A 19080-nucleotide genomic window follows, 5' to 3' on the forward strand; every position below is an offset into this window, starting at 1 on the left:
CATGACCGATTCCGCCACGTTCCATAGCTTGTTCACTCAGACGGCGCAGGCCACGCCCGATGCCGTGGCTTTGTCCGACGAGGCCCGCAGCATCAGCTACGGGCAGCTCGACGCCCTGGCCAACGGCGTCTCGCACGCCGTGGCGGCGGCACTGCCGCACACGAGCGGGCCCGTCTGCGTGGGCTTGAATCTGTCGCGCAGCATCGAGGCCGTGGCGGCGATGCTCGGTGTGCTCAAGGCCGGCGCGGCCTGGGTGCCGCTGGATCCTTCATACCCGGCGGAGCGGCTGCGCTACATGCTGGACGACAGCGGGGCACCGGTCGTGCTGCATACGGCACTGGCCGGCAACGGTGCCTCGGGCAACAACACCTCGCACGACGGCGCTGTAGGCATTGCCGCCAGCGACCGCAGCCTGCGCCTGGGCGAACTGGCAGGCGCAGGACATCAACAAGGAAGTCAAAACCCACCGGTACTCATCGACATTGGCCGGATCCAGCCCTTGCCCGAGCCCGCGCCGGCGCCGCGCCCGGCGGCCGGGCAGGAAGACATGGCCTACGTCGTATATACCTCTGGCTCTACGGGGCGGCCCAAGGGCGTGCCCGGCACGCATCGCGCCATGCTCAGCCGCTTCGACTGGATGTGGCAGGCCTTCCCCTTCGAGGCCGGCGAACGCACTTGCGCCAAGACGGCGCTGAACTTCGTCGATTGCATCTGGGAAACCTTCGGCGGCCTGCTCCAAGGTGTGCCGGGAGTGATCGTGAACGATGCCGTGGCGCGCGACCCGGCGGCGCTGCTGGCCTTGCTGGCGCGTGAAAACATCAGCCGGCTGGTGCTGGTGCCGTCCCTGCTGGCGGCGCTGATCGACATGTCGCGGCACGGCGGCCCGCAACTTCCGGCGCTGCGCTATCTGACTTCGTCGGGGGAATTGCTGCCGGCGGCGCTGGCCCGCCAGGTGCCGGTGCTGGCGCCGCGGGCGGTGTTGCTCAACCTCTATGGCTCGTCTGAAATGGCGGCCGACGCCACGTGCCAGGTCGTCGAGCCCGATGCGCTCGACGGCAAAATCGTGCCCATAGGCAAGGCCATCGGCCGGATGCGCACCTATGTGCTGGACGAGGCGCTGGCTCCGGTGGCCGCCGGCGAGCCGGGCGAATTGTGCGTGTCGGGCCCGGGCCTGTCTCGGGGCTATTTGAATCGCCCCGACCTGAGCGCCGAGAAATTCTTGCCCAACCCGCATGCGCCCGAAGGCGAGGCCGAGCATACGGTACTGTTCCGTTCAGGCGACCTGGTCGCGCAGCGCCCCGACGGCGCGCTCGATTATCTGGGCCGCCGCGACTTCCAGATCAAGCTGCGCGGCTTTCGCATCGAGCCGGGCGAGATCGAGACCGTGCTGGCGACGCATCCCGGCCTGCGCGCCTGCGCCGTGGCCGCCATCGAAACCGCGGCCGGGCGGCAACTGGCGGCGTTCTACGAGGTCTTGCCGGGCGCTTCCGAGCCGATCACGCCGTCCGGGCTGCGCGCCTTCCTGGCCGAGCGGCTGGCCGACTACCTAGTGCCGGCCCGCTACTTCCGCGTGCCCAACCTGCCGCAGCTGCCCAACGGCAAGCTGGACAGGCATCGCCTGACGCCGCCTGAAACCGCGCCGGCCGAGGCGGCAACGCGGCAGGCGCCGGGCAACGACGTCGAGCGCGCACTGCTGGCGATCTGGCAGGAGGTGCTGGGCGCAGACCAGCCGCTGGGCGTGGACGATGATTTCTTCACCATCGGCGGCGACTCCATCCGCGCCGCCGGCGTGGCGGTGCGCGCCCGGGAAAAGGGCTACCGATTGACGCCGCAGGACGTGTACCAGTACCCCACACTGGCGGAACTGGCGCATCGCGCCGCAACGGCCGGCGGCACCGACGCAGAGCAGGCGCCGCCACCGGCGCAGGATGTGCCGCTAAGCCCGATGCAGCGCTATTACTTCGGCTGGGCGCGGCCCAACCCCAACAAATTCAACGTCGGCTTCATTGCCCGCAGCGGCGAGCGCCTGTCGGCGCAGCATCTGCGCCAGGCTTTGCGCGCAGTCGTCGACCATCACCCCGCCCTGCGCCTGCGTTTCGGGCCCGATGGCCAGGGCGGCTACCGGCAGTGGCACGCCGACCCGCCCGATGTCTACGATGTGCCCATACACGAATACGTGCTGCCCGCCGACTCGCCCCGGGCGCAGCTGGCCGCGATCGAAGCCGTGGTGGCGCAGCTGCATGACACGCTGGACATCGAGTCGGGGCCGGTGATGACCGCGGCCATCTTCGAAGACCCGGCCGGCCGCATGCATCACTTCTTCTTCACCATGCACGAGCTGGTGACGGACGCCCTGTCGCTGCAGATCACCCTGGAAGACCTGCGCACCGCGTACCTGGCGGCGCGCGACGGTCGCACGGCAAGGCTGCCGGCGCGCACGCTGCCCTATCACCAGTGGGTGGCGCGCGTCATGGACTATGCCCGCGGCCCGCAGGCGCAGGCACAGTTCGATTACTGGCTGGCCCAGGCCGACGCCCAGCCTTTTCCGGAAGACGACAGGGCCGACGGCGCCCTGCAGCGCGACATCGATCAGCATGGCTTCGAAGTGTTCGATGCAGCAACGGTGGGTGCGTTGCGCAAACGCCTGGGAGGCGGCTTCCAGCCGGCCCTGATCCACGGCATCGTCGCGGCCCTGGCCGTGGTGGCGCACGGGCGTTCGGGCCAGCGCAGCCTGGTGTTCCACAAAGTCGCCCATGGCCGCGAGGCCTGCATCCCGGGCGCGGACGTGTCGCGCACAGTAGGATGGTTCATCACCCACACGCCGATCACGCTGCGGCTGGAGTCCGATCCGTCCGAGCCCGGCGCCCTGCCTGCGATCCTGCAGTCGGTGTCCCGCCAGTACCGCGCCATTCCCGACAACGGGCTGGCCCACAGCGCGCTGCGCTACTACAGCGACGATCCACGCGCACAAGTGCTGGCGCAGTTCGACCAGGTGCGCACCCTGTTTCAATACATCGGCGACGTCTGGGAAGACAACTACGACGGGCAACTCTTTCTGCCTACCAACCAGCGGCTGATGGATCTGCCCGACACCGTGGCCGCCGAGAACCTGGCCGACTATCACTTGCACGTGTACGCACATTTGATGGAAGGCTGCCTGCGCATGAAATTCTTCTATACGCGCCCCAACTACCGGCAGGAAAGCATTGAAAACATGGCCGCCGCCTTCACGCAGGCCATGGCGGGGCTGCTGGAAACAGCAAGCCCGTCCGGGGCTGGACGGGCTTAGGGCCTGCTTACACTAAATAAAAATAAAAGGGGCGGTATTTCCGGCATTTCCGATTTACGCATCGGAGTGGCAACAGAGCTCGAAACCGTGCGGGCGCATCGGCCCGCCCTCATTTCCAGAACTACCACAGGCATCCGGCGTGCCAGACGCCGGATGCCTGCCCGGCCGGCGCCTACTCGACTTTTCCGATGTCTTGCACCGCGCGCCGCAAGACCACGTCATCGGCATCCCAGTACTTCTGGAATTCGTCGGCGTCCATGTAGTCGATGGGGCTGCCGGCCGCCAGCACCTTTGCCTGCACGGCCGGATCATTGGCGACTTTCTTGGCCGCGGCGCGCAGGCGCGTGATCACCTCGGCGGGCACGTCTTTGGGTACGAAGATGCCCGACCACTGGACGAACTTCACGTCATAGCCTGCCTTGGCCAGGCTGGGTACGCCGGGCAGCGTGTCCAGCGGCTTGTCGCCCCAGTGCGCCAGGGGGCGCACCGCACCGGACTTGATGTGCTGAAGAATGCTGGACGGGCCGGTGGCGATCGCATCGACCTGCCCCCCCAGCAAGGCCGCAACCGCCGGCCCCGCGCCCGTATACGGAACATGCGTCATTTTGACGCCCGCGTTCTTCTCGAGCATGGCCATGGGCACGTGCATGGAACCGTAGATGCCCGAGCTGCCGTAGTTCAGGGAGCCGGGCTTCTGGCGGGCGGCGGCAATGAACTCGTCGACGGTCTTCCACGGGGATTTCGCCGACACCACCAGGACGGTGGGATCCGCGGTGATGCGCGCAATGGGCTTGAAGTCCGTCGTCTTGTAGGCCGCCTTGCGGCCGAGCAGCTTGTCGGCCTCGGGCAGTATGGAAATGGACGAAAGCATCAGCATGATGGTGTAGCCGTTCGGCTTGGCATGAGCGGCTTCGCCCGTGCCTATGGCGCCGCCCGCGCCGGCCTTGTTTTCGACCACTACGGTCTGTCCCAGCTCTTTGCCGAGCGCATCGGCGATGGGCCGCGCCACGGTATCGGTCACGCCGCCCGGCGGGAACGGCACGATCATCGTGACGGGCCGTTCCGGATACTGCGCCCCGGCCGCGCCGCAGGCCGCCATGGCCAGGCTTGCCGCGAACATCTTCAATGCAGATACTTTCATCGCAATCCCCTCTGTTAGGTGGCTATAACCACTTTTGTACCACTATGGTAAATTGGTATTTAACGGAAAGTATATGGCCCTAATATGCCCGAGACAAGTGGTATTTAACCAAGGGAAATTCATGCATCTCTCGCCACCAGATATTTTGACCAATTGGTACACAAACGGCCTGGCGGCACTGATAGCCGGATCCAGCCCGGCGCCCGGCAAGCCATGACATCCGAAGTACCCGCACTGCGGCTGCGCAGTGCCGGGGCACAAGCCCTGGCCGCCTATCTGCTGGCCGAAATCCGTTCCGGGCGGATATCTACAGGGGTGAAACTTCCCGGAGAGCGAGAGCTGTGCCGGCGCTTCAATACCTCCAGGGGCTCGGTGCGGCGCGTCCTGGCGGCCATGCGCGACGAGGGCTGGATTACGCAGGCGGTCGGCAGCGGCACCTTCGCCGCCCGGCCCGCCCACGTCTATCAAACAAGCACGGACTGCGACGGCGGCGGCCAGCTTTCGGATCAGGTCAGCCCGGCCGAACTCATGGAGGCCCGCCTGCTGATCGAGCCGCTTATGCCGACACTTATCGTTCGCCATGCCACCCATGCCGACTTCGTCCGCATGCACGCATGCCTGACGAAAGGCGGCCAGGCTCAAACCATCGAAGACTTCGAGCGTTGGGACGGAGAGTTCCACCAGGCGCTGGCCCAGGCCACGCACAACCATTTCTTCCTGCAAGTGCTGGCCCTGACCAATCGGGCTCGCCAACAAGGAGACTGGGGCAGGCTCAAACGCAACTCGCTCACAGCGCAACGCCGCGCCGAATATGAACACCAGCACCACGCCATCGTTGCCGCGCTGGAAGATCGGGACGCGGAATCGGCACGCGAGGCCCTGACGGCGCATTTGGCGCAAATCCAGCGGAACTTGTTCGACCCGCCCGCAACGCCCTGATCGCTCGCGGCAGGCCGGCCGCCGTCAGCGCCCCGGCGCGTACGCGGGCGCATCCGTTGCCGCGCGCATGGCCCTAAGTGCCCCGGCCGGTGCCTTGCGGCTTGCTCGGCAAAGGCCCATGGTCAGGAGAGGCGGCGGATTTCTTCGCGCCGTTTCAGCCACCATGAATAGCCGGACGGCAAGAAATCGAGCGCCTCGCCGACACCGAGAGCCTGCGCGGCGTGCACCGGCCAGCTCGGGTTCAGCAGGAATTCCCGGGCCATGGCTATCAAGTCCGCGTCACCGTCGCGCAGGATCTGTTCCGCATGTTCGGCGTCCGTTATGAGGCCGACTGCGCAGCTTTCCACCCCGGCTTCGCGCCGCACGCGCGCAGCGTACGGCACCTGGTAGCCGGGTACGCGCGGCACGATCGCCATGTTCAGCGGGCCGTTAATGCCGCCCGATGAGCACGTGATCACGTCCACGCCGCAATCTTTCAACGCACGCGACAGCGCGACCGTGTCGTCCATGTCCCAAACACCGCCCTGACCGTCGACCGCGGACACCCGGAAGAACAGTGGCCGATCGGCTGGCCAGACGGCCCGAACCGCCTGCGTAATTTCCAAGGCAAGCCGCATGCGCCCCGCCAGGTCTCCCCCCCAGGCGTCGCTGCGCTGGTTGGACAGCGGCGACAGAAACTGATGAATCAGATATCCGTGCGCACCGTGTATTTCGCAGATGTCGAAACCCGCGTCGACGGCCCGCCGCGCCGCATCGGCCCAGGCACGGATGACCTGCCGTATATCGTCCTCGTCCATGGCATGGGGAACCAGCGCCCCCGGCTTCGCCGCGATGGCGCTGGCCGAAACGCCCTGCCATGGAGGCTGGCCGTTTGCGGCATCCTCTTCGGTCAGCGGCCGAAACATCGTCCACGGGGGGCCGCAGGATGCCTTGCGGCCGGCGTGCCCGAGCTGAATTGCCGGCAGCGCGCCATTCGCACGGATGTGATCCGTCAGGCGCCGATAGGCCGGCACGTGCTGATCGCTATAGATGCCCGCGCACCCATAAGTCTTGCGGGCACGCTCTTCCACCGCTGTCTCCTCTGAAAATACGATGCCTGCGCCGCCCATCGCAAATTTGCCGAGATGAACCAGATGCCAGTCCGTCGGCGCGCCAGCCTCGGACAGATACTGGCACATGGGCGAAACCACGATACGGTTGCGGCTGCTCACGCCGCGGCATTTCCAGGGCGTGAACAGCAGGGGAACAGCGGGTGGAGTTGCTGCGTGATTCATCTCGTACCTTTCATCTCATTTATTGAACGTGATGCCCCGCTGAGAGATCACCCGGCCCCATTTCTCCCGTTCGGCCAGCGCATAGGCGGCGTACAGCGAGGGATCGGGGTCGACGAGCTCGAAGCCGAACGAAGCCAGGCGTTTTTGCACGAACGGATCTTTCATGGCGGCGCGCAGCGCCTTGTTGACACGCTCGGCAACCGGCTTGGCCAGGCCTTTGGGCCCGAACAGGCCGAACGACGTCAAGGACTCGAACCCCGGCACGCCCTGATCGGCGATAGGGGGCACCTGCGGCATTGCGGCGCTGGGCCGCGTGCCACTGGTGCCCAGCGGCCGTATCACGCCGCTTTTGAATGCCGCGTCACCGATACTGAGGTCGACGAAAGCCGCCTGTGTATCGTTGGCCATCAGGGATTGCAGCGCCGGGCCGCCGCCCTTGTAGGGGACATGCAGCATTTCCGTGCCGGTCATTGCGAGGAACATTTCCATCGCAAGATGGCTGGAACCCCCATAGCCCGCCGAAGCGTATGCCACTTTTCCCGGGTGCTTCTTCAGATAATCGACAAATTCGCGAACACTCTTGATGTGCATCGAAGAGTTCACACACAATATCTGCGGATTAGAGGCGATCATGCCCAGCGGTGTGAAATCGGTATCGATGTCGTAGGACAGGCCCTTGTAATAGTGCGGCGCCATCGCAAATGTACTGTTGGTGCCCATCAGCAAGGTGTAGCCATCGGGCTCGGCGCGCGCAACGTTGGCATAACCGATAGTGCCGGTGGCGCCAGGTTTGTTCTCCACCACTACGCTGACCCCCAGATCCCGGCCCATGCTTTCCGCCAGAACCCGGCCGATGACATCGGTAGAACCGCCGGCGCTCCATGGGATGACCAGTTTGACCGGGCGATTCGGATACTTCCCCTGCGCCGAGGCGAAGCCCGGGCATAGCATCAGCCCGGCATAAGTGGCTGCGCCGAACACGATGCGTCGACGGTTGAGGCGGTTGATTCGCTTTGCATTCATGGTGTCTTCTCCTTCCCTATGTGCCCTGTGCAAGGGGCTCGTAATAATGCTTATTCCATGAACATCGAGACGGGCTTCCCGGCGATGAGAGGCGCGGCTCAATTCCACGGGGCTTACAACGTCAGCGTTCCCGCAATGCGGACATCAGTGCGTCCGCCTATCCATATGGCAGCCGCGTCCGCGTGCACATGGACGCGGCCGCGCCGGTTCAATACAGTTCCCTGGCGAGCCAGGTAGGTCGAGGGCATGCGCCCGGTGTGCGTCAGCCACCAGGCCAGGCCCGCCTGGAGATTGCCGGTGACCGCATCTTCCGGTACGCCCTCGGATGGCGCAAATGCGCGCACTTCGATATCGCCATCGGCAGTGTCGGTGGTACAGAGAGCGGCTACGCCTATCTTCAATCGCCCCATGGCGCCAAAGTCGGGCTTCAGCGACAGCACAGTCTCGACATCACGCAACAGAACCGCGCACCAGCCGGAACCGTTGTCAATCCACTGAGTATCGAGCAGATCCGCAACGCCCAAGCGCAGCGCCCTGGCGGCTTGCGCGCGGGTATCGCCATCCATTGCCCCGGTGCGGCGCAGCGGCGGCGCGCGGAAGGCATAACCTTGCGGCAGCGGCCGCACGTCGACCGGCCCGGCGGCGCAGCGCTGCACCATCGGATTCGCGGCCTGTATGGCATGATGGGCGACCCATGCGGCGCACGCGCCCAATGTGGGATGGCCGGCGAACGGCAGCTCGCGCCGCTGCGTAAAAATGCGCACGGCGTAGCCGGCCTCGGCATCGTCCATCGACGCCATGACGAAGGCGGTTTCACTCAGGCCGAGCCAGGCGGCGACGCGCTGCATCGTGCACGCATCCATGTCCTGCGCGTCGAGCACGACGGCCAGCGGATTGCCCGAGAGGCTCCCGTCCCCGAATACATCGACTTGATAGAACGGATAAGTTGTCATGTGCTCGGCCACGTCAGGGGTTGAAAATGACTAGCCTCTCCTCCGTCATTTCGTGCACGGCATAGGCGGGGCCCTCTTTGCCAAAACCACTGTCCTTGACGCCACCGAACGGCATGGCATCGGCACGGCAACTAGAGCTTTCGTTCAGCTGTACAGTGCCGAAACGCAGGCTGCGCGCGGCTTTCAACGCCACATCGACGTTCTGCGTGAAAATCCCCGCAGACAAACCATACGGGGTATTGTTGGCATCGTCGAAAGCCTCTTCGATGCGGTCGAACATCCGCAGGGCCAGCACTGGCGCAAAGGCTTCTTTACACCACAGATCCTGGTCGGCGGGGACGTCCGTCAGCACCGCGGGGGTGACCACGGCCCCATGCCGCTGGCCGCCACAATGGATCGTGGCGCCGGCCCGGCTCGCGCGTTCGATGACGGCCACTGCGCGTTCGGCGGCGTCCGTGGAGATCATCGGGCCGATCTGCGTCCCGGGCGCAGACGGGTCGCCCGTCTGCATGGACTGGACGAGCTTCAGCACCATGGCCAGACATTCGTCATAGACGGAATGGTGCACATATAAGCGCTGCACCGAGGTACAGACCTGCCCCGCCTTGCGGAATGCGGCGCCGACGATCTTGGGCACCGCGCGCTCAAGAATCGCATCGCCGTCGACGATGGTGCTGGCAATGCTGCCCAGTTCCATTTGGGTGCGCCGCAAGCCGGCCGCCTGCTGGATTCTCCGGCCCACCTGGGTGCTGCCGGTAAAGGCGTAGAAATCAATCCGCGGGTCGCGCAGCAGATGTTCGCCGACGGCCTGCCCGCTGCCTTGCAAAACGCTGAGGAAATCGGCGGGCATGCCCGCGTCGAGCATGGTTTGCGCCAGCAAGCCGGCAGTAAGCGGCGTCAGCGCCGATGGCTTGAGCACCACGGCGTTCCCGCCCGCGTAGGCAGGCGCGATCTTGTGCAGCACCGTGTTCAATGGAGAATTGAACGGCGTGATGGCGCAAACCACGCCGACCGGCAGCCGCAAGGTGAAGCCGATGCGATCTTCGGCGCCGGGCGTGGCGCCAAACGGCACCATGCCGCCCGTCAAGCGCGTGGCCTCGTCGGCGGAAAGCGTCAGGGTGATAATGGCGCGGCCGGCTTCCGAGTTCGCGTCAGCTGCGGTGAAACCGGCCTCTTTCACCAGCAGCTCGACAAAATCATTGCGCCGCTCGGCCAACAGCGCCGCGACACGGCGTAGAACAGCCGCGCGCTCGGCCGGCGGCGGAGCGCCGCGGTCGACAGCCCCGCGGGCAATGGCCAGCGCCGCATCGATCTGCGCAGGGCTGGCCGTGGCCATCTGCGCAATCGGCTGCAAGGTGTACTTGTCAAGCACATCGAAATGCGCATCCGAACGAACCCAGGCGCCGTTGATCAGGCAAGCATTGCGCCAGTTAGGACGGGATGTCATAGGGGCTCCTTTGCCGCCGGGGCGGATCGCGTCAATTCGATGCAGGCTTGCTTTAGCCGCGCGCACCCTTCCCGCAGCACCTCGGGCGCGGGCGCATACGATAAGCGAATATGGCCGGGCAGTCCGTAAGCCTCGCCGGGCAGTACGGCCAACCCCTTGCCGGTCAGGAGGTAATCGGCAAAAGCGATGGCATCGCGCATCGGCACCGCGCCGTCCTCGCCGAGCAGCGCTTGCACGGAAGGAAATACATAGAACGCGCCTTCAGGCACCTGCACCGATAAGCCCGGTATTTCGCGCAGCGCCTCTACCATCAGATCCCGCCTCTGCCGGAAGTGCCCGGCGAACTCGGCGACGCAGGCCTGATCGCCAGTCAATGCGGCCACGGCCGCAGCCTGCGCGATGGCGTTCGGATTGGATGTGCTTTGCGACTGCAGCTTGGTCATGGCCTTGAGCAGTTCCGCCGGCCCCGCGCCGAAGCCCATACGCCAGCCGGTCATTGCATAGGCCTTGGAAACGCCGTTGACCAACAGGCAACGCGCTTGCAGCTCGGGAACCAGCCGGAGCAGGCTCGCCGGTTTTTGCGTACAGAACACAATGTGTTCATAAATATCGTCGCACAACACCCAGACGTGGGGATGCCGCTGCAACACCTCGCCCAGCGCGCTCAGCTCGTCGTCATGGTAGACGGCCCCGCTGGGATTGCACGGCGAGTTCAGCACCAGCCATTTGGTGCGCGGCGTGATCGCGGCTTCCAGCCTGGCCGCCGTCAGCTTGAAGCCGGTCTCGCTGCCGCAGGGAATATCGACCACGCGCGCGCCGGCCAGCCGCGCGATGTCGGGGTACGACACCCAGTAAGGCGCCGGGATGATGACTTCGTCGCCCGGATCCAGCGTAGCCACCAGCGCATTGAAAATGACCTGTTTGCCCCCGTTGCTGGCCATGACCTGCTCGCTGGAGTAGGCCAGGCCGTTGTCGCGCTCGAATTTGCGGCAAATGGCGGCTTTCAGCGCCGGAGTGCCGCCGACATCGGTGTAGCGGGTCTGGCCGGCGCGCATCGCCCGCTCGGCCGCTTCCACGATATGGCCGGGCGTCGGGAAATCGGGCTCGCCAAGCGTGAGTCCGACGATATCCCTTCCTTCGGCGCGCAGCGCGCGGATCTTCTGCCCGGCCATGGAGCTGGGCGAACTGCGTACGGCGGACAAGCGCTGCGACAGGATATTCATGCCGCCCTCCCCGGGTAGGCCGGCCATTCCTTCTTGGCCCCCAGGCCGCGCATGAAGCGGTCGCGCAGCTGGGCCGGGTCGCGCTCGGTGGCGCTTGCCGGTGCTACCCTCTCGGTTTTCGCGACGATCACGAACGGCCCTTCGGCCGCCTTCGACGCTTGCAGCAGCCGGTCGAAGTCCGCCTCGTCGCGGGCCCAGTGCGCCTGCTCGATGCCGCAGCCGCTGGCAATAGCCACGAGATCCGCCCCCAAGGCGGTCTGGGTCGGCTGGCCGCCCGTGATCTGATAGGCCTCGTTGTCCCATACGACCAGCAGGAATCGTTTCGGCCGTTGGCTGGCCAAGGTTGCAAGCGAACCCAGCTGCATCAGCAGCGAGCCGTCCCCTTCGAGCACGACTACGCGCCGCTGCGGCTGGACAAGCGCCACGCCGAGCCCGATCGAGGTGGTCAAGCCCATGCTGCCGAGCATATAGAAATTGCACGGCCGATGCCCGCAGTTCCACAACTCGAAGTTGGTGTGGCCGATGCCGCCGATGATGGCATCTTCGTCCGACGACTGATCCACCACCCGGCGGGTCAACTCGGCACGGCTCATGGTTTTGGTCAACGGCTTCATAATTCCTCCGCGGAGCGCGCGGTCAGCAGCGGGTTCAACAGCAGCGCGGCCGGCGCCTGGGTCTTGTACGCCTGATCCAGGCTACGGCCGACGATCATTTCCAGCGTGTCCAGGCTCTCGAGCCGGTAGGACTCGATGTTCATGGTGTTCAACAGCGGCTGCATGGTGCGGTAGACCATGAACTGGCCGATCTGGAACTCACCCAGCGTCCCCCGCTCGGAAATCATCATCGGCACCGGAATCTGATAGGGCAGCGACAAGGACGCCAGCGCGTTGGCAATAGTGGCGAAGCCGCTCGTCTGCATCAGTACAATGCCCCGGCCTCCCGCCATCCAGGCCCCGGCGACCAGGCCCACGGCCTCTTCTTCACGAGTAGGATTGATCACGGTGAAGAAATCGTCGCGCAGCAGTTCGTCGATCAGCGGCGCAAGCACTTTGTCCGGCACGTAGGTAATCAAGCGTACGTCGCGCGACTTCAGCGTACGGGCGACGATTTCAGGCCAGCGTTTGCTCATGACAATCCTCCATCGGCCGGCGCGCCATAACCGCCACCGCCCGCCGTCTCCATGACAATCTGATCGCCCGGATATAAGGTCTTCTGCTCGGTCGGGTCGTTCAGCACACCATTGATGGACAAGCTGCCCGCTTGCCCCGCCTGGCCGCCGAACAGGCCGGGCGGCGGGTGCTTGAGGCGCGTCATCAGAAAAGATGCCGCCACCGGCGAAGCCTCGTCGGTGATCTCGAAGGCGAAACGCAGCCCGTCGCCGCCATGATGCGAGCCGCCACCGCCGCTGCCGCGCCGTATTTCACGGCAATGGACAAGAATGGGTGCGAGCACTTCCATCATTTCGATCGGCGTGTTGCCCAGATTCGCGGGGAAGGACAACGCGGAGAACCCGTCGCGGCGCGCATTGGCGCCCTGGCCGCCGTTGATAAAGTTCACCACGCTGAACGGCTGGTCACGGTAGCGGCCGGCCATCGTCACCGACGAATTCGCGCAGCCCGATGCCCATACCTGATCCGGCAGCACATCGGCCAGCGCGGTGAAGATCGCCGGCGGCAGCATGTGTCCGATGGCACCCCTGCCCCCCGATGCGGCGGGATAGGTCGGATTGAAAATCGACCCTAGCGGCGCCGTGGTGCGGATCGGCAGGAACGAACCCTCGTTGTTCGGAATGTCCGGACACAGCAATGCTTTCAGGGGGTAGGCGGAATAGGCGAAGGTGTATATGGGCACCACGTTGACCGCTCTGCGCAACTGCGGACTGGAGCCGGCATAGTCGATGGAGATTTCCTCGCCGGCGACGGTCAGGCGGCACTTGATGACGATGGGCTCCTCGAATCCGTCGTGCAGCACCTCGGATTCGTACACCCCGTCGGGCAGGGCCGCAATGGCGGCCCGCATCGCCAGCTCGGAACGCCGCCGCACCTCGCGTCCGAGAGCATTCAGATCCACGGTCTCCAGCAGCGGCAGCAGCCGCTCCTGCATCATGTTGCAGGCGGCCACCTGCGCCCAGATATCACCCAGGCCTTGTTCCGGCACGCGCACGTTCTGGCGAATGACGGACACCAGCGTTTCGTTGATCTCTCCCTTGCTCATCAGCTTGAGCATCGGGATCTGCAGGCCCTCTTCGTAGATTTCGCGATTGCTGTTGCTGCGCAAGCGGCCGCCGATGTCCGGCAGATGCGAAACCACCGCTGCGAATGCCACCAGCTCTTTGCCGCGGAAAATGGGCATCACCGTGTTGATGTCGTGGATGTGGCCCGTCCCCATCCAGGGGTCGTTGGTAATCAGCACATCGCCGGGCTCCAGCGTTTCGGCCGGGAAGCGGGCGAGGAAATGCTTGACAGTGGCGGGCAGGCTGCCGATGAACGAGGGAATGCTCATCGTGGACTGCGCCAGCGAGCGGCCCTGAGTGTCCGTGAGCACCACGGCGAAGTCGTTGGCGTCGCGCACCAGGGTCGAAAAGCAGGTGCGTACGAACGCGGCGGACGCCTCGTCGACGATACTGATGAGCCGCTTCCAGAGAATTTCCAATTCAATGGCATTGAATGGCGAAGCGCTCTCGGGGCTGGGCTGTGCGGCCATTATTCAAACTCCTTCAATTGAATCGAGACGCTGAAGTCGGGCAGGACGTCGACGTCAGCCTTGACGGGCACCACCAGCGTGGATTCACGCTCCTCCAGCACCAAAGGCCCTTCCAGGCGGGTGCCGGGCAGCAGGTCATAACGCTGATACACATCAACGGGCTCGAAGCGCTTGCTGATGGGCAGATAGATCTCGCGGCGGCCGGCGGGCACTTGGCCGGTCGGACGAATCGGCATCGAGAAGCGATGCGTCTGCTGCTCACCCAGTCCGGTCAAGCGCCAGGTAAGAATCTGGGGGCGCGCGCCCGGCACCAAGTGGCCGTACAGGCGCTGATAGGCCGCCTCGAAGTGCTGGCGAAAGGCTTCCGGTGCGCTCTGGCCCAACTCGTCGTAGGGCATTTGCACCGACACGTTGTCCCCCTGGCCGTAATAGCGCATTTCCGCGCCAACGATCCAGCGGATGTCAGCCAGGTCGGCGCCAGCCTCGCGCAATTCGGCTTCGATGTCGCCGCGCAGGTCGGCAAAGCGCTGGCGCACGTCGTCCCATTCGACCAGCTCCAGCAGCGCCGGCTGGGACCATGCCCGGTCGCTGCGCGCCGGCGCGGCCAGCATGCCCAGGCACGAGCCGGCGCCGGCCGCCACCGAAGCCAGTACGCGGCCTATGCGCAGCTTGCGCGCCACTTCGACCACATGCACGGGGCCCGCCCCACCGGTGGCCACGACAGTGAAGTCCCGCGGGTCGTGGCCTTTCTCCGCGATGTGGATGCGAGCGGCGCTGGCCATGTTCTCGTTCACCATGTCATGGATGCCCCAGGCCACCTCGGTGGAAGACAGATCGATCTGGTCGGCCACGGTGGCCATTGCCTGCAGCGCTTTCTCGCGGCTCAACGCCATCTCGCCGCCAAGGAAATTGCCGGGATTCAGGTAGCCCAGCACCAGATCGGCATCGGTCACGGTAGGCTGCTCGCCGCCCAGGCCGTAGCTGGCCGGCCCAGGCACCGAACCGGCCGACTCGGGGCCGACATTGAGCAGGCCCAGCCGATTGACCGTCGCGATCGAACCGCCGCCGGCGCCGATCTCGATGAGGTCGATGCTGGGGATCAGGATGGGCAGGCCCGAGCCGCGCTTGAAACGGTGCACCCGGGCGCACTCGAAGCTGAACGCGATCGGCGCTTCGCCGTGGGCAATGACGCAGGCCTTGGCGGTAGTGCCGCCCATGTCGAATGCCAGTACCTGTCCGATGCCCTGCTCTGCGGCGGTATTCAGTGCCGACAGCACCCCTGCCGCCGGCCCCGACTCCAGCAGGAAGATGGGAGCATGCGCCGCCGCATCCGCGGACGAAAACCCGCCGCTGGACACCATGATGCGCAGCGGCACGCCCCTCTGGATGTCGGCCAGGCGCAAATGCAATTCGCGCAGGTATTTTTCGACGATAGGCTTGACATAGGCGTTGGCCACTACCGACGAGGTGCGCTCGAACTCCTTGATCTCGGCGGCCAGTTCGGACGACAGCGAGACGGCCACGCCCGGCAGCGCCCCGGCCAGGTATAGTCCGAGCCGGCGTTCGTGTTCGCCGTTGATGTATGCGTGCAGAAGGCTGATGGCGACGGACTGCACGCCGGTGCCTCGAACCCACTCGGCCACCCTGGCCATTTCCTGCTCCGTCAGCGGGCGAACCACACGGCCGGCAGCGTTCAGGCGCTCGTCGACCTCCATGCGAAGCTCGGGCGGCACCAGCGGCGCGGGGATCGCAAGATCCAGATCGTACAGGTCGTAGCGCCACTCCCGGCCGATGTCCAGGCTATCGCGCATGCCGCGCGTAGTGATCAGTGCAGTGCTGGCGCCTTTGCGTTCGATCAGCGTATTCGTCACGAGCGTCGTGCCATGCACCACCTCGACCAAATGGACATCGGCGCCGTCGCGGCGGACGCGGGCAAGAATGTCTCGAATGACGGTGCTGACGGCCTCGCCCGGATCGTCGGGCGTGGTCAAGGTCTTGCCTATCCAGATTTTTCCCGTATCGGCCAGCGTCGCGATGCCATCGGTGAAAGTGCCTCCGATATCCACGGCAATATGCAAGCCTTTGTCGTCCTGTGTACTCACCTGCTCCCCCTGAGTGTGCTTCGATCCAGCTAGTTCGCGCTTATGGTAGGGCAGTGAATATGCCAGTACAAATGAAAAATATCTGAGTATTGATTGATACAATCAATAAATAGCCAGGCCGGCATTCGAATGGGACGCGACATGAACAAAACGATCACACTGAGGCATTTGCGATGTTTCATGGCCGTCGCTCAGACGCGCTCTTTCACGCAAGCGGCGCAGCGCGTGTATCTCACCCAATCGTCGCTGACGACGACCATCCGGCAGCTCGAGGAAAGCCTGGGCCTGCGGCTGTTCGACCGCACCACGCGCCAGGTAAGCTTGACCGCAGCCGCGCGGCACTTCCAGCAGCACGCCGAAAAGCTGCTGCGCGACTTCGACATGCTGATCGACGATACCCGCGCCTTGGCGAACGGCTACAGCGGGCATCTGAGCATCGCCGCCGCGCCGTCCATCGTCGTCACGGTGCTGGCGCCGGCGCTGGTCGAGTTCCGCGCGCGCTCGCCCGGCGTGTCCGTTTCGCTGCGCGACGCAGGCTCGGCAGAGATCGAGCACCGAGTGCTCGACGGCAAAGTGGATTTCGGCGTCTGCAGCCGCCTGCAGAACCACCCCGAGCTGGAATACCGCCCTTTGCTGCGCGACCGCTACGGCGTCGTCTGCAGCGCCGACCACCCTCTTGCGGCGCTCGAGCGGCCCGTTACCTGGGATGACGTCTCGCGCTATCGCAGCGACTGGGTCGGCCTGGCATCGGACACGCTGGTGGGCCGGGTGCACAAGCAGATTCTTGGCGATGACGCGCCGAGCGCTTATCTGGAAGAGCTGTCCAGCACCTCGATGCTGGGGCCCATGCTGGCGCTGGGCAACCGATTTTCCATCATTCCCGGCTTGACGCAGGTGGCCCACCAGCTGGACTTCTTGCGCTTCCTGGACATGGCGCCGCCCCATATCGAGCGCGAACTCTGTCTGGTCACCCGGCGATTGCGTTCCTTGTCGCCGGCCGCATCGACATTGCTGGCTTGCATGTTCGAGGAGCTGACCCGGTTCGACCTTCCGGCCGGCATGGATCTGGTTCAGGAAGCCAATACAGGCGATCTTTTCTCACCCCGCACACCCGCCTAGCGCCCAGGCACACCCAGCTAGGGTTAACCATAGGTAGACGTTTCCATGCGCGCTACTTACTATCATCAACATTATTAACGACAATATTATCGATAATATTGTAAAGAAGCGGAACCCACCATGAGCAAGCCAGCCGGATTACGAAAGGGCCTCACACAATACGGGGACGTGGGTTTCTCCCTGTTCTTGCGCAAAGCGTTCATCAAGGGCGCCGGCTATACCGACGATGCGCTCGACCGCCCCATCGTGGGTATCGCCAACACCGGCAGCGGCTTCAACCCCTGCCATGGCAACGCGCCGCAGCTGATCGAGGCCGTCAAGCGCGGCGTCATGCTGGCCGGCGGCATCGCGATCGACTTCCCCACCATCTCGGTACACGAGAGCTTCGCGCACCCCACCAGCATGTTCCTGCGCAACCTCATGTCCATGGACACCGAGGAAATGCTGCGGGCGCAGCCCATGGACGCCGTGGTGCTGATAGGGGGCTGCGACAAGACGGTGCCGGCGCAGCTCATGGCCGCCGCCTCCGCCGGCATCCCGGCCATCGAGCTGGTAACGGGCCCCATGCTGAACGGCTCGCACCAGGGCACCAGGGTGGGCGCCTGCACCGACTGCAGGCGCTATTGGGCCAGCTACCGCGCCGATGAAATCGACGACGCGGAAATCGCGCAGATCAATAACCAGCTGGTGGGCAGCGTCGGCACCTGCTGCGTCATGGGCACGGCCAGCACCATGGCCTGTATTTCGGAAGCCCTGGGCATGATGCTGCCCGGCGGCGCCACGCCGCCGGCCGTGACGGCCGACCGGGCCCGCATCGCCGAACGCACCGGCACCCAGGCGGTGGCCATGATCAAGGCGGGCCTGACGCCCGAGCGCATCCTGACCCCCCAGGCATTCGAGAACGCGCTGCGGGTGCTGTTCGCAATCGGCGGGTCTACCAATGGGCTGATCCATCTGACTGCGGTGGCGGGGCGCATGGGCATACGGGTCGATCTCGCGCAGGTCGACCGCATGAGCGCGGAAACCCCCGTGCTGCTGGATCTGAAACCGTCGGGCGACCACTATATGGAAGACTTCCACAAGGCGGGCGGACTGGCCACGGTCTTGCGCGAGCTCCGGCCGTTCCTGCATCTGGATGCCTTGACCGTAACCGGACGCACACTGGGCGAAGAACTGGACGCGGCCGCGCCGGCGTTTCCCCAAGACGTGGTGCGCAAGCTCGACAACCCGGTTTATGCCCAGGGCGGCATCGCCGTGCTGAAGGGCAATCTTGCTCCCGAAGGGGCCATTATCAAGCAGTCCGCGGCGGCTCCCGGGCTCATGGCCCACGAAGGGCGGGCCGTCGTGTTCGAGAACAGCGAAGACCTGGCGGCGCGTCTGGACGACCCGGATCTGGACGTGCGGGCCGACGATATCCTGGTTCTGAAGCATATCGGGCCCGTCGGCGGCCCCGGCATGCCCGAGGCGGGCTATATCCCGATACCGAAGAAACTGGCCCGCCTGGGGGTCAAGGATATGGTGCGCATCTCCGACGGCCGCATGAGCGGCACGGCGGCGGGCACCATCGTCCTGCACGTCACACCCGAAGCGGCCTTGGGCGGCCCGCTGGCCTGGGTGCGCACCGGCGACCGCATCAAGCTGGACGTGCCGAACCGCAGCCTGTCGCTGCTGGTCGGCGACGAAGAAATGGCCGCCCGCGCCGCGGCGCAGCCCATGGATCGGACGCCGGATCCGGACGCCCGGGGCTACCGCAAGCTTTACCTGGAATGCGTGCTGCAGGCCGACAAGGGCTGTGACTTCGATTTTCTGCAGGCCCCGCACATGACGCGCAGCGTACCGGGCGCTTCATCCTGAACATCTCACTCTC

General features: G+C 65.2%; 14 protein-coding genes. 4 read left to right on the forward strand and 10 right to left on the reverse strand.

All coding sequences use genetic code 11. The features are described from left to right. Position 1: 1 nt before the first annotated feature. The gene (locus CEY11_RS08620; protein WP_158215238.1) at positions 2-3289 is read left to right on the forward strand and encodes a non-ribosomal peptide synthetase; all 3288 of its coding nucleotides are present in this window, start codon (positions 2-4) and stop codon (positions 3287-3289) included. 172 nt (positions 3290-3461) lie between these two features. Here the strand turns inward: CEY11_RS08620 and CEY11_RS08625 are convergent, their stop codons facing one another. After that, on the reverse strand, positions 3462-4430 hold the full coding sequence (locus tag CEY11_RS08625; protein WP_088602969.1) for a tripartite tricarboxylate transporter substrate binding protein: 969 nt from the start codon (positions 4428-4430) through the stop codon (positions 3462-3464). A gap of 213 nt (positions 4431-4643) precedes the next feature. Between CEY11_RS08625 and CEY11_RS08630 the strand changes: the two genes are divergently transcribed. Continuing rightward, positions 4644-5369, forward strand: a complete 726-nt coding sequence (locus CEY11_RS08630; RefSeq protein WP_088602970.1) for a FadR/GntR family transcriptional regulator — start codon at positions 4644-4646, stop codon at positions 5367-5369. A 122-nt stretch (positions 5370-5491) separates the two neighbouring features. Here CEY11_RS08630 and CEY11_RS08635 read toward each other — a convergent pair whose 3' ends face one another. The 9 genes from CEY11_RS08635 to CEY11_RS08675 form a co-directional block, all read right to left on the reverse strand. Next, the gene (locus tag CEY11_RS08635) at positions 5492-6643 is read right to left on the reverse strand and encodes an NADH:flavin oxidoreductase/NADH oxidase (RefSeq protein WP_088602971.1); all 1152 of its coding nucleotides are present in this window, start codon (positions 6641-6643) and stop codon (positions 5492-5494) included. 15 nt (positions 6644-6658) lie between these two features. Next, positions 6659-7666 (reverse strand): Bug family tripartite tricarboxylate transporter substrate binding protein, encoded by a 1008-nt coding sequence (locus CEY11_RS08640; RefSeq protein WP_088602972.1) that lies wholly within the window; start codon positions 7664-7666, stop codon positions 6659-6661. A 113-nt stretch (positions 7667-7779) separates the two neighbouring features. After that, complete coding sequence (locus CEY11_RS08645; protein WP_088603226.1) at positions 7780-8619, reverse strand: PhzF family phenazine biosynthesis protein; 840 nt, start codon at positions 8617-8619, stop codon at positions 7780-7782. Between the two features lie 13 nt (positions 8620-8632). Next, positions 8633-10066, reverse strand: coding sequence for an aldehyde dehydrogenase family protein (locus CEY11_RS08650; protein ID WP_088602973.1), 1434 nt, complete (start codon positions 10064-10066; stop codon positions 8633-8635). Next, a complete protein-coding gene (locus CEY11_RS08655; protein ID WP_088602974.1) occupies positions 10063-11289 on the reverse strand; it encodes a pyridoxal phosphate-dependent aminotransferase in 1227 nt (408 codons plus the stop codon). The genes CEY11_RS08650 and CEY11_RS08655 overlap by 4 nt, the downstream gene beginning before the upstream one ends. Next, positions 11286-11903, reverse strand: a complete 618-nt coding sequence (locus tag CEY11_RS08660) for a thiamine pyrophosphate-dependent enzyme (RefSeq protein WP_088602975.1) — start codon at positions 11901-11903, stop codon at positions 11286-11288. The genes CEY11_RS08655 and CEY11_RS08660 overlap by 4 nt, the downstream gene beginning before the upstream one ends. Further along, complete coding sequence (locus CEY11_RS08665) at positions 11900-12418, reverse strand: thiamine pyrophosphate-binding protein (RefSeq protein WP_088602976.1); 519 nt, start codon at positions 12416-12418, stop codon at positions 11900-11902. The genes CEY11_RS08660 and CEY11_RS08665 overlap by 4 nt, the downstream gene beginning before the upstream one ends. Next, the gene (locus tag CEY11_RS08670) at positions 12415-13992 is read right to left on the reverse strand and encodes a hydantoinase B/oxoprolinase family protein (protein WP_088602977.1); all 1578 of its coding nucleotides are present in this window, start codon (positions 13990-13992) and stop codon (positions 12415-12417) included. The genes CEY11_RS08665 and CEY11_RS08670 overlap by 4 nt, the downstream gene beginning before the upstream one ends. Next, the gene (locus CEY11_RS08675) at positions 13992-16094 is read right to left on the reverse strand and encodes a hydantoinase/oxoprolinase family protein (RefSeq protein ID WP_233154798.1); all 2103 of its coding nucleotides are present in this window, start codon (positions 16092-16094) and stop codon (positions 13992-13994) included. Before CEY11_RS08675 ends, CEY11_RS08670 begins: the two co-directional genes overlap by 1 nt. 141 nt (positions 16095-16235) lie before the next feature. Between CEY11_RS08675 and CEY11_RS08680 the strand changes: the two genes are divergently transcribed. Together CEY11_RS08680 and CEY11_RS08685 are read left to right on the forward strand one after the other, a co-directional pair. Next, entirely contained in the window at positions 16236-17213 is a 978-nt protein-coding gene (locus CEY11_RS08680) for a LysR family transcriptional regulator (protein WP_158215239.1), read from the forward strand. A 120-nt stretch (positions 17214-17333) separates the two neighbouring features. Beyond that, complete coding sequence (locus CEY11_RS08685; RefSeq protein WP_088602979.1) at positions 17334-19067, forward strand: IlvD/Edd family dehydratase; 1734 nt, start codon at positions 17334-17336, stop codon at positions 19065-19067. Positions 19068-19080: the final 13 nt, after the last annotated feature.

Source organism: Candidimonas nitroreducens, from assembly GCF_002209565.1.
Classification (GTDB): Bacteria; Pseudomonadota; Gammaproteobacteria; order Burkholderiales; family Burkholderiaceae_B; genus Candidimonas; species Candidimonas nitroreducens.

Bases quoted from the DNA above. Each gene is read 5' to 3' on its own strand.
- CEY11_RS08620 (WP_158215238.1), top strand. From the start codon at position 2: ATGACCGATTCCGCCACGTTCCATAGCTTGTTCACTCAGACGGCGCAG.
- CEY11_RS08680 (WP_158215239.1), top strand. From the start codon at position 16,236: ATGAACAAAACGATCACACTGAGGCATTTGCGATGTTTCATGGCCGTC.
- CEY11_RS08655 (WP_088602974.1), bottom strand. From the start codon at position 11,289: ATGAATATCCTGTCGCAGCGCTTGTCCGCCGTACGCAGTTCGCCCAGC.
- CEY11_RS08670 (WP_088602977.1), bottom strand. From the start codon at position 13,992: ATGGCCGCACAGCCCAGCCCCGAGAGCGCTTCGCCATTCAATGCCATT.
- CEY11_RS08685 (WP_088602979.1), top strand. From the start codon at position 17,334: ATGAGCAAGCCAGCCGGATTACGAAAGGGCCTCACACAATACGGGGAC.
- CEY11_RS08625 (WP_088602969.1), bottom strand. From the start codon at position 4,430: ATGAAAGTATCTGCATTGAAGATGTTCGCGGCAAGCCTGGCCATGGCG.
- CEY11_RS08630 (WP_088602970.1), top strand. From the start codon at position 4,644: ATGACATCCGAAGTACCCGCACTGCGGCTGCGCAGTGCCGGGGCACAA.
- CEY11_RS08660 (WP_088602975.1), bottom strand. From the start codon at position 11,903: ATGAAGCCGTTGACCAAAACCATGAGCCGTGCCGAGTTGACCCGCCGG.
- CEY11_RS08665 (WP_088602976.1), bottom strand. From the start codon at position 12,418: ATGAGCAAACGCTGGCCTGAAATCGTCGCCCGTACGCTGAAGTCGCGC.
- CEY11_RS08645 (WP_088603226.1), bottom strand. From the start codon at position 8,619: ATGACAACTTATCCGTTCTATCAAGTCGATGTATTCGGGGACGGGAGC.
- CEY11_RS08650 (WP_088602973.1), bottom strand. From the start codon at position 10,066: ATGACATCCCGTCCTAACTGGCGCAATGCTTGCCTGATCAACGGCGCC.
- CEY11_RS08640 (WP_088602972.1), bottom strand. From the start codon at position 7,666: ATGAATGCAAAGCGAATCAACCGCCTCAACCGTCGACGCATCGTGTTC.
- CEY11_RS08635 (WP_088602971.1), bottom strand. From the start codon at position 6,643: ATGAATCACGCAGCAACTCCACCCGCTGTTCCCCTGCTGTTCACGCCC.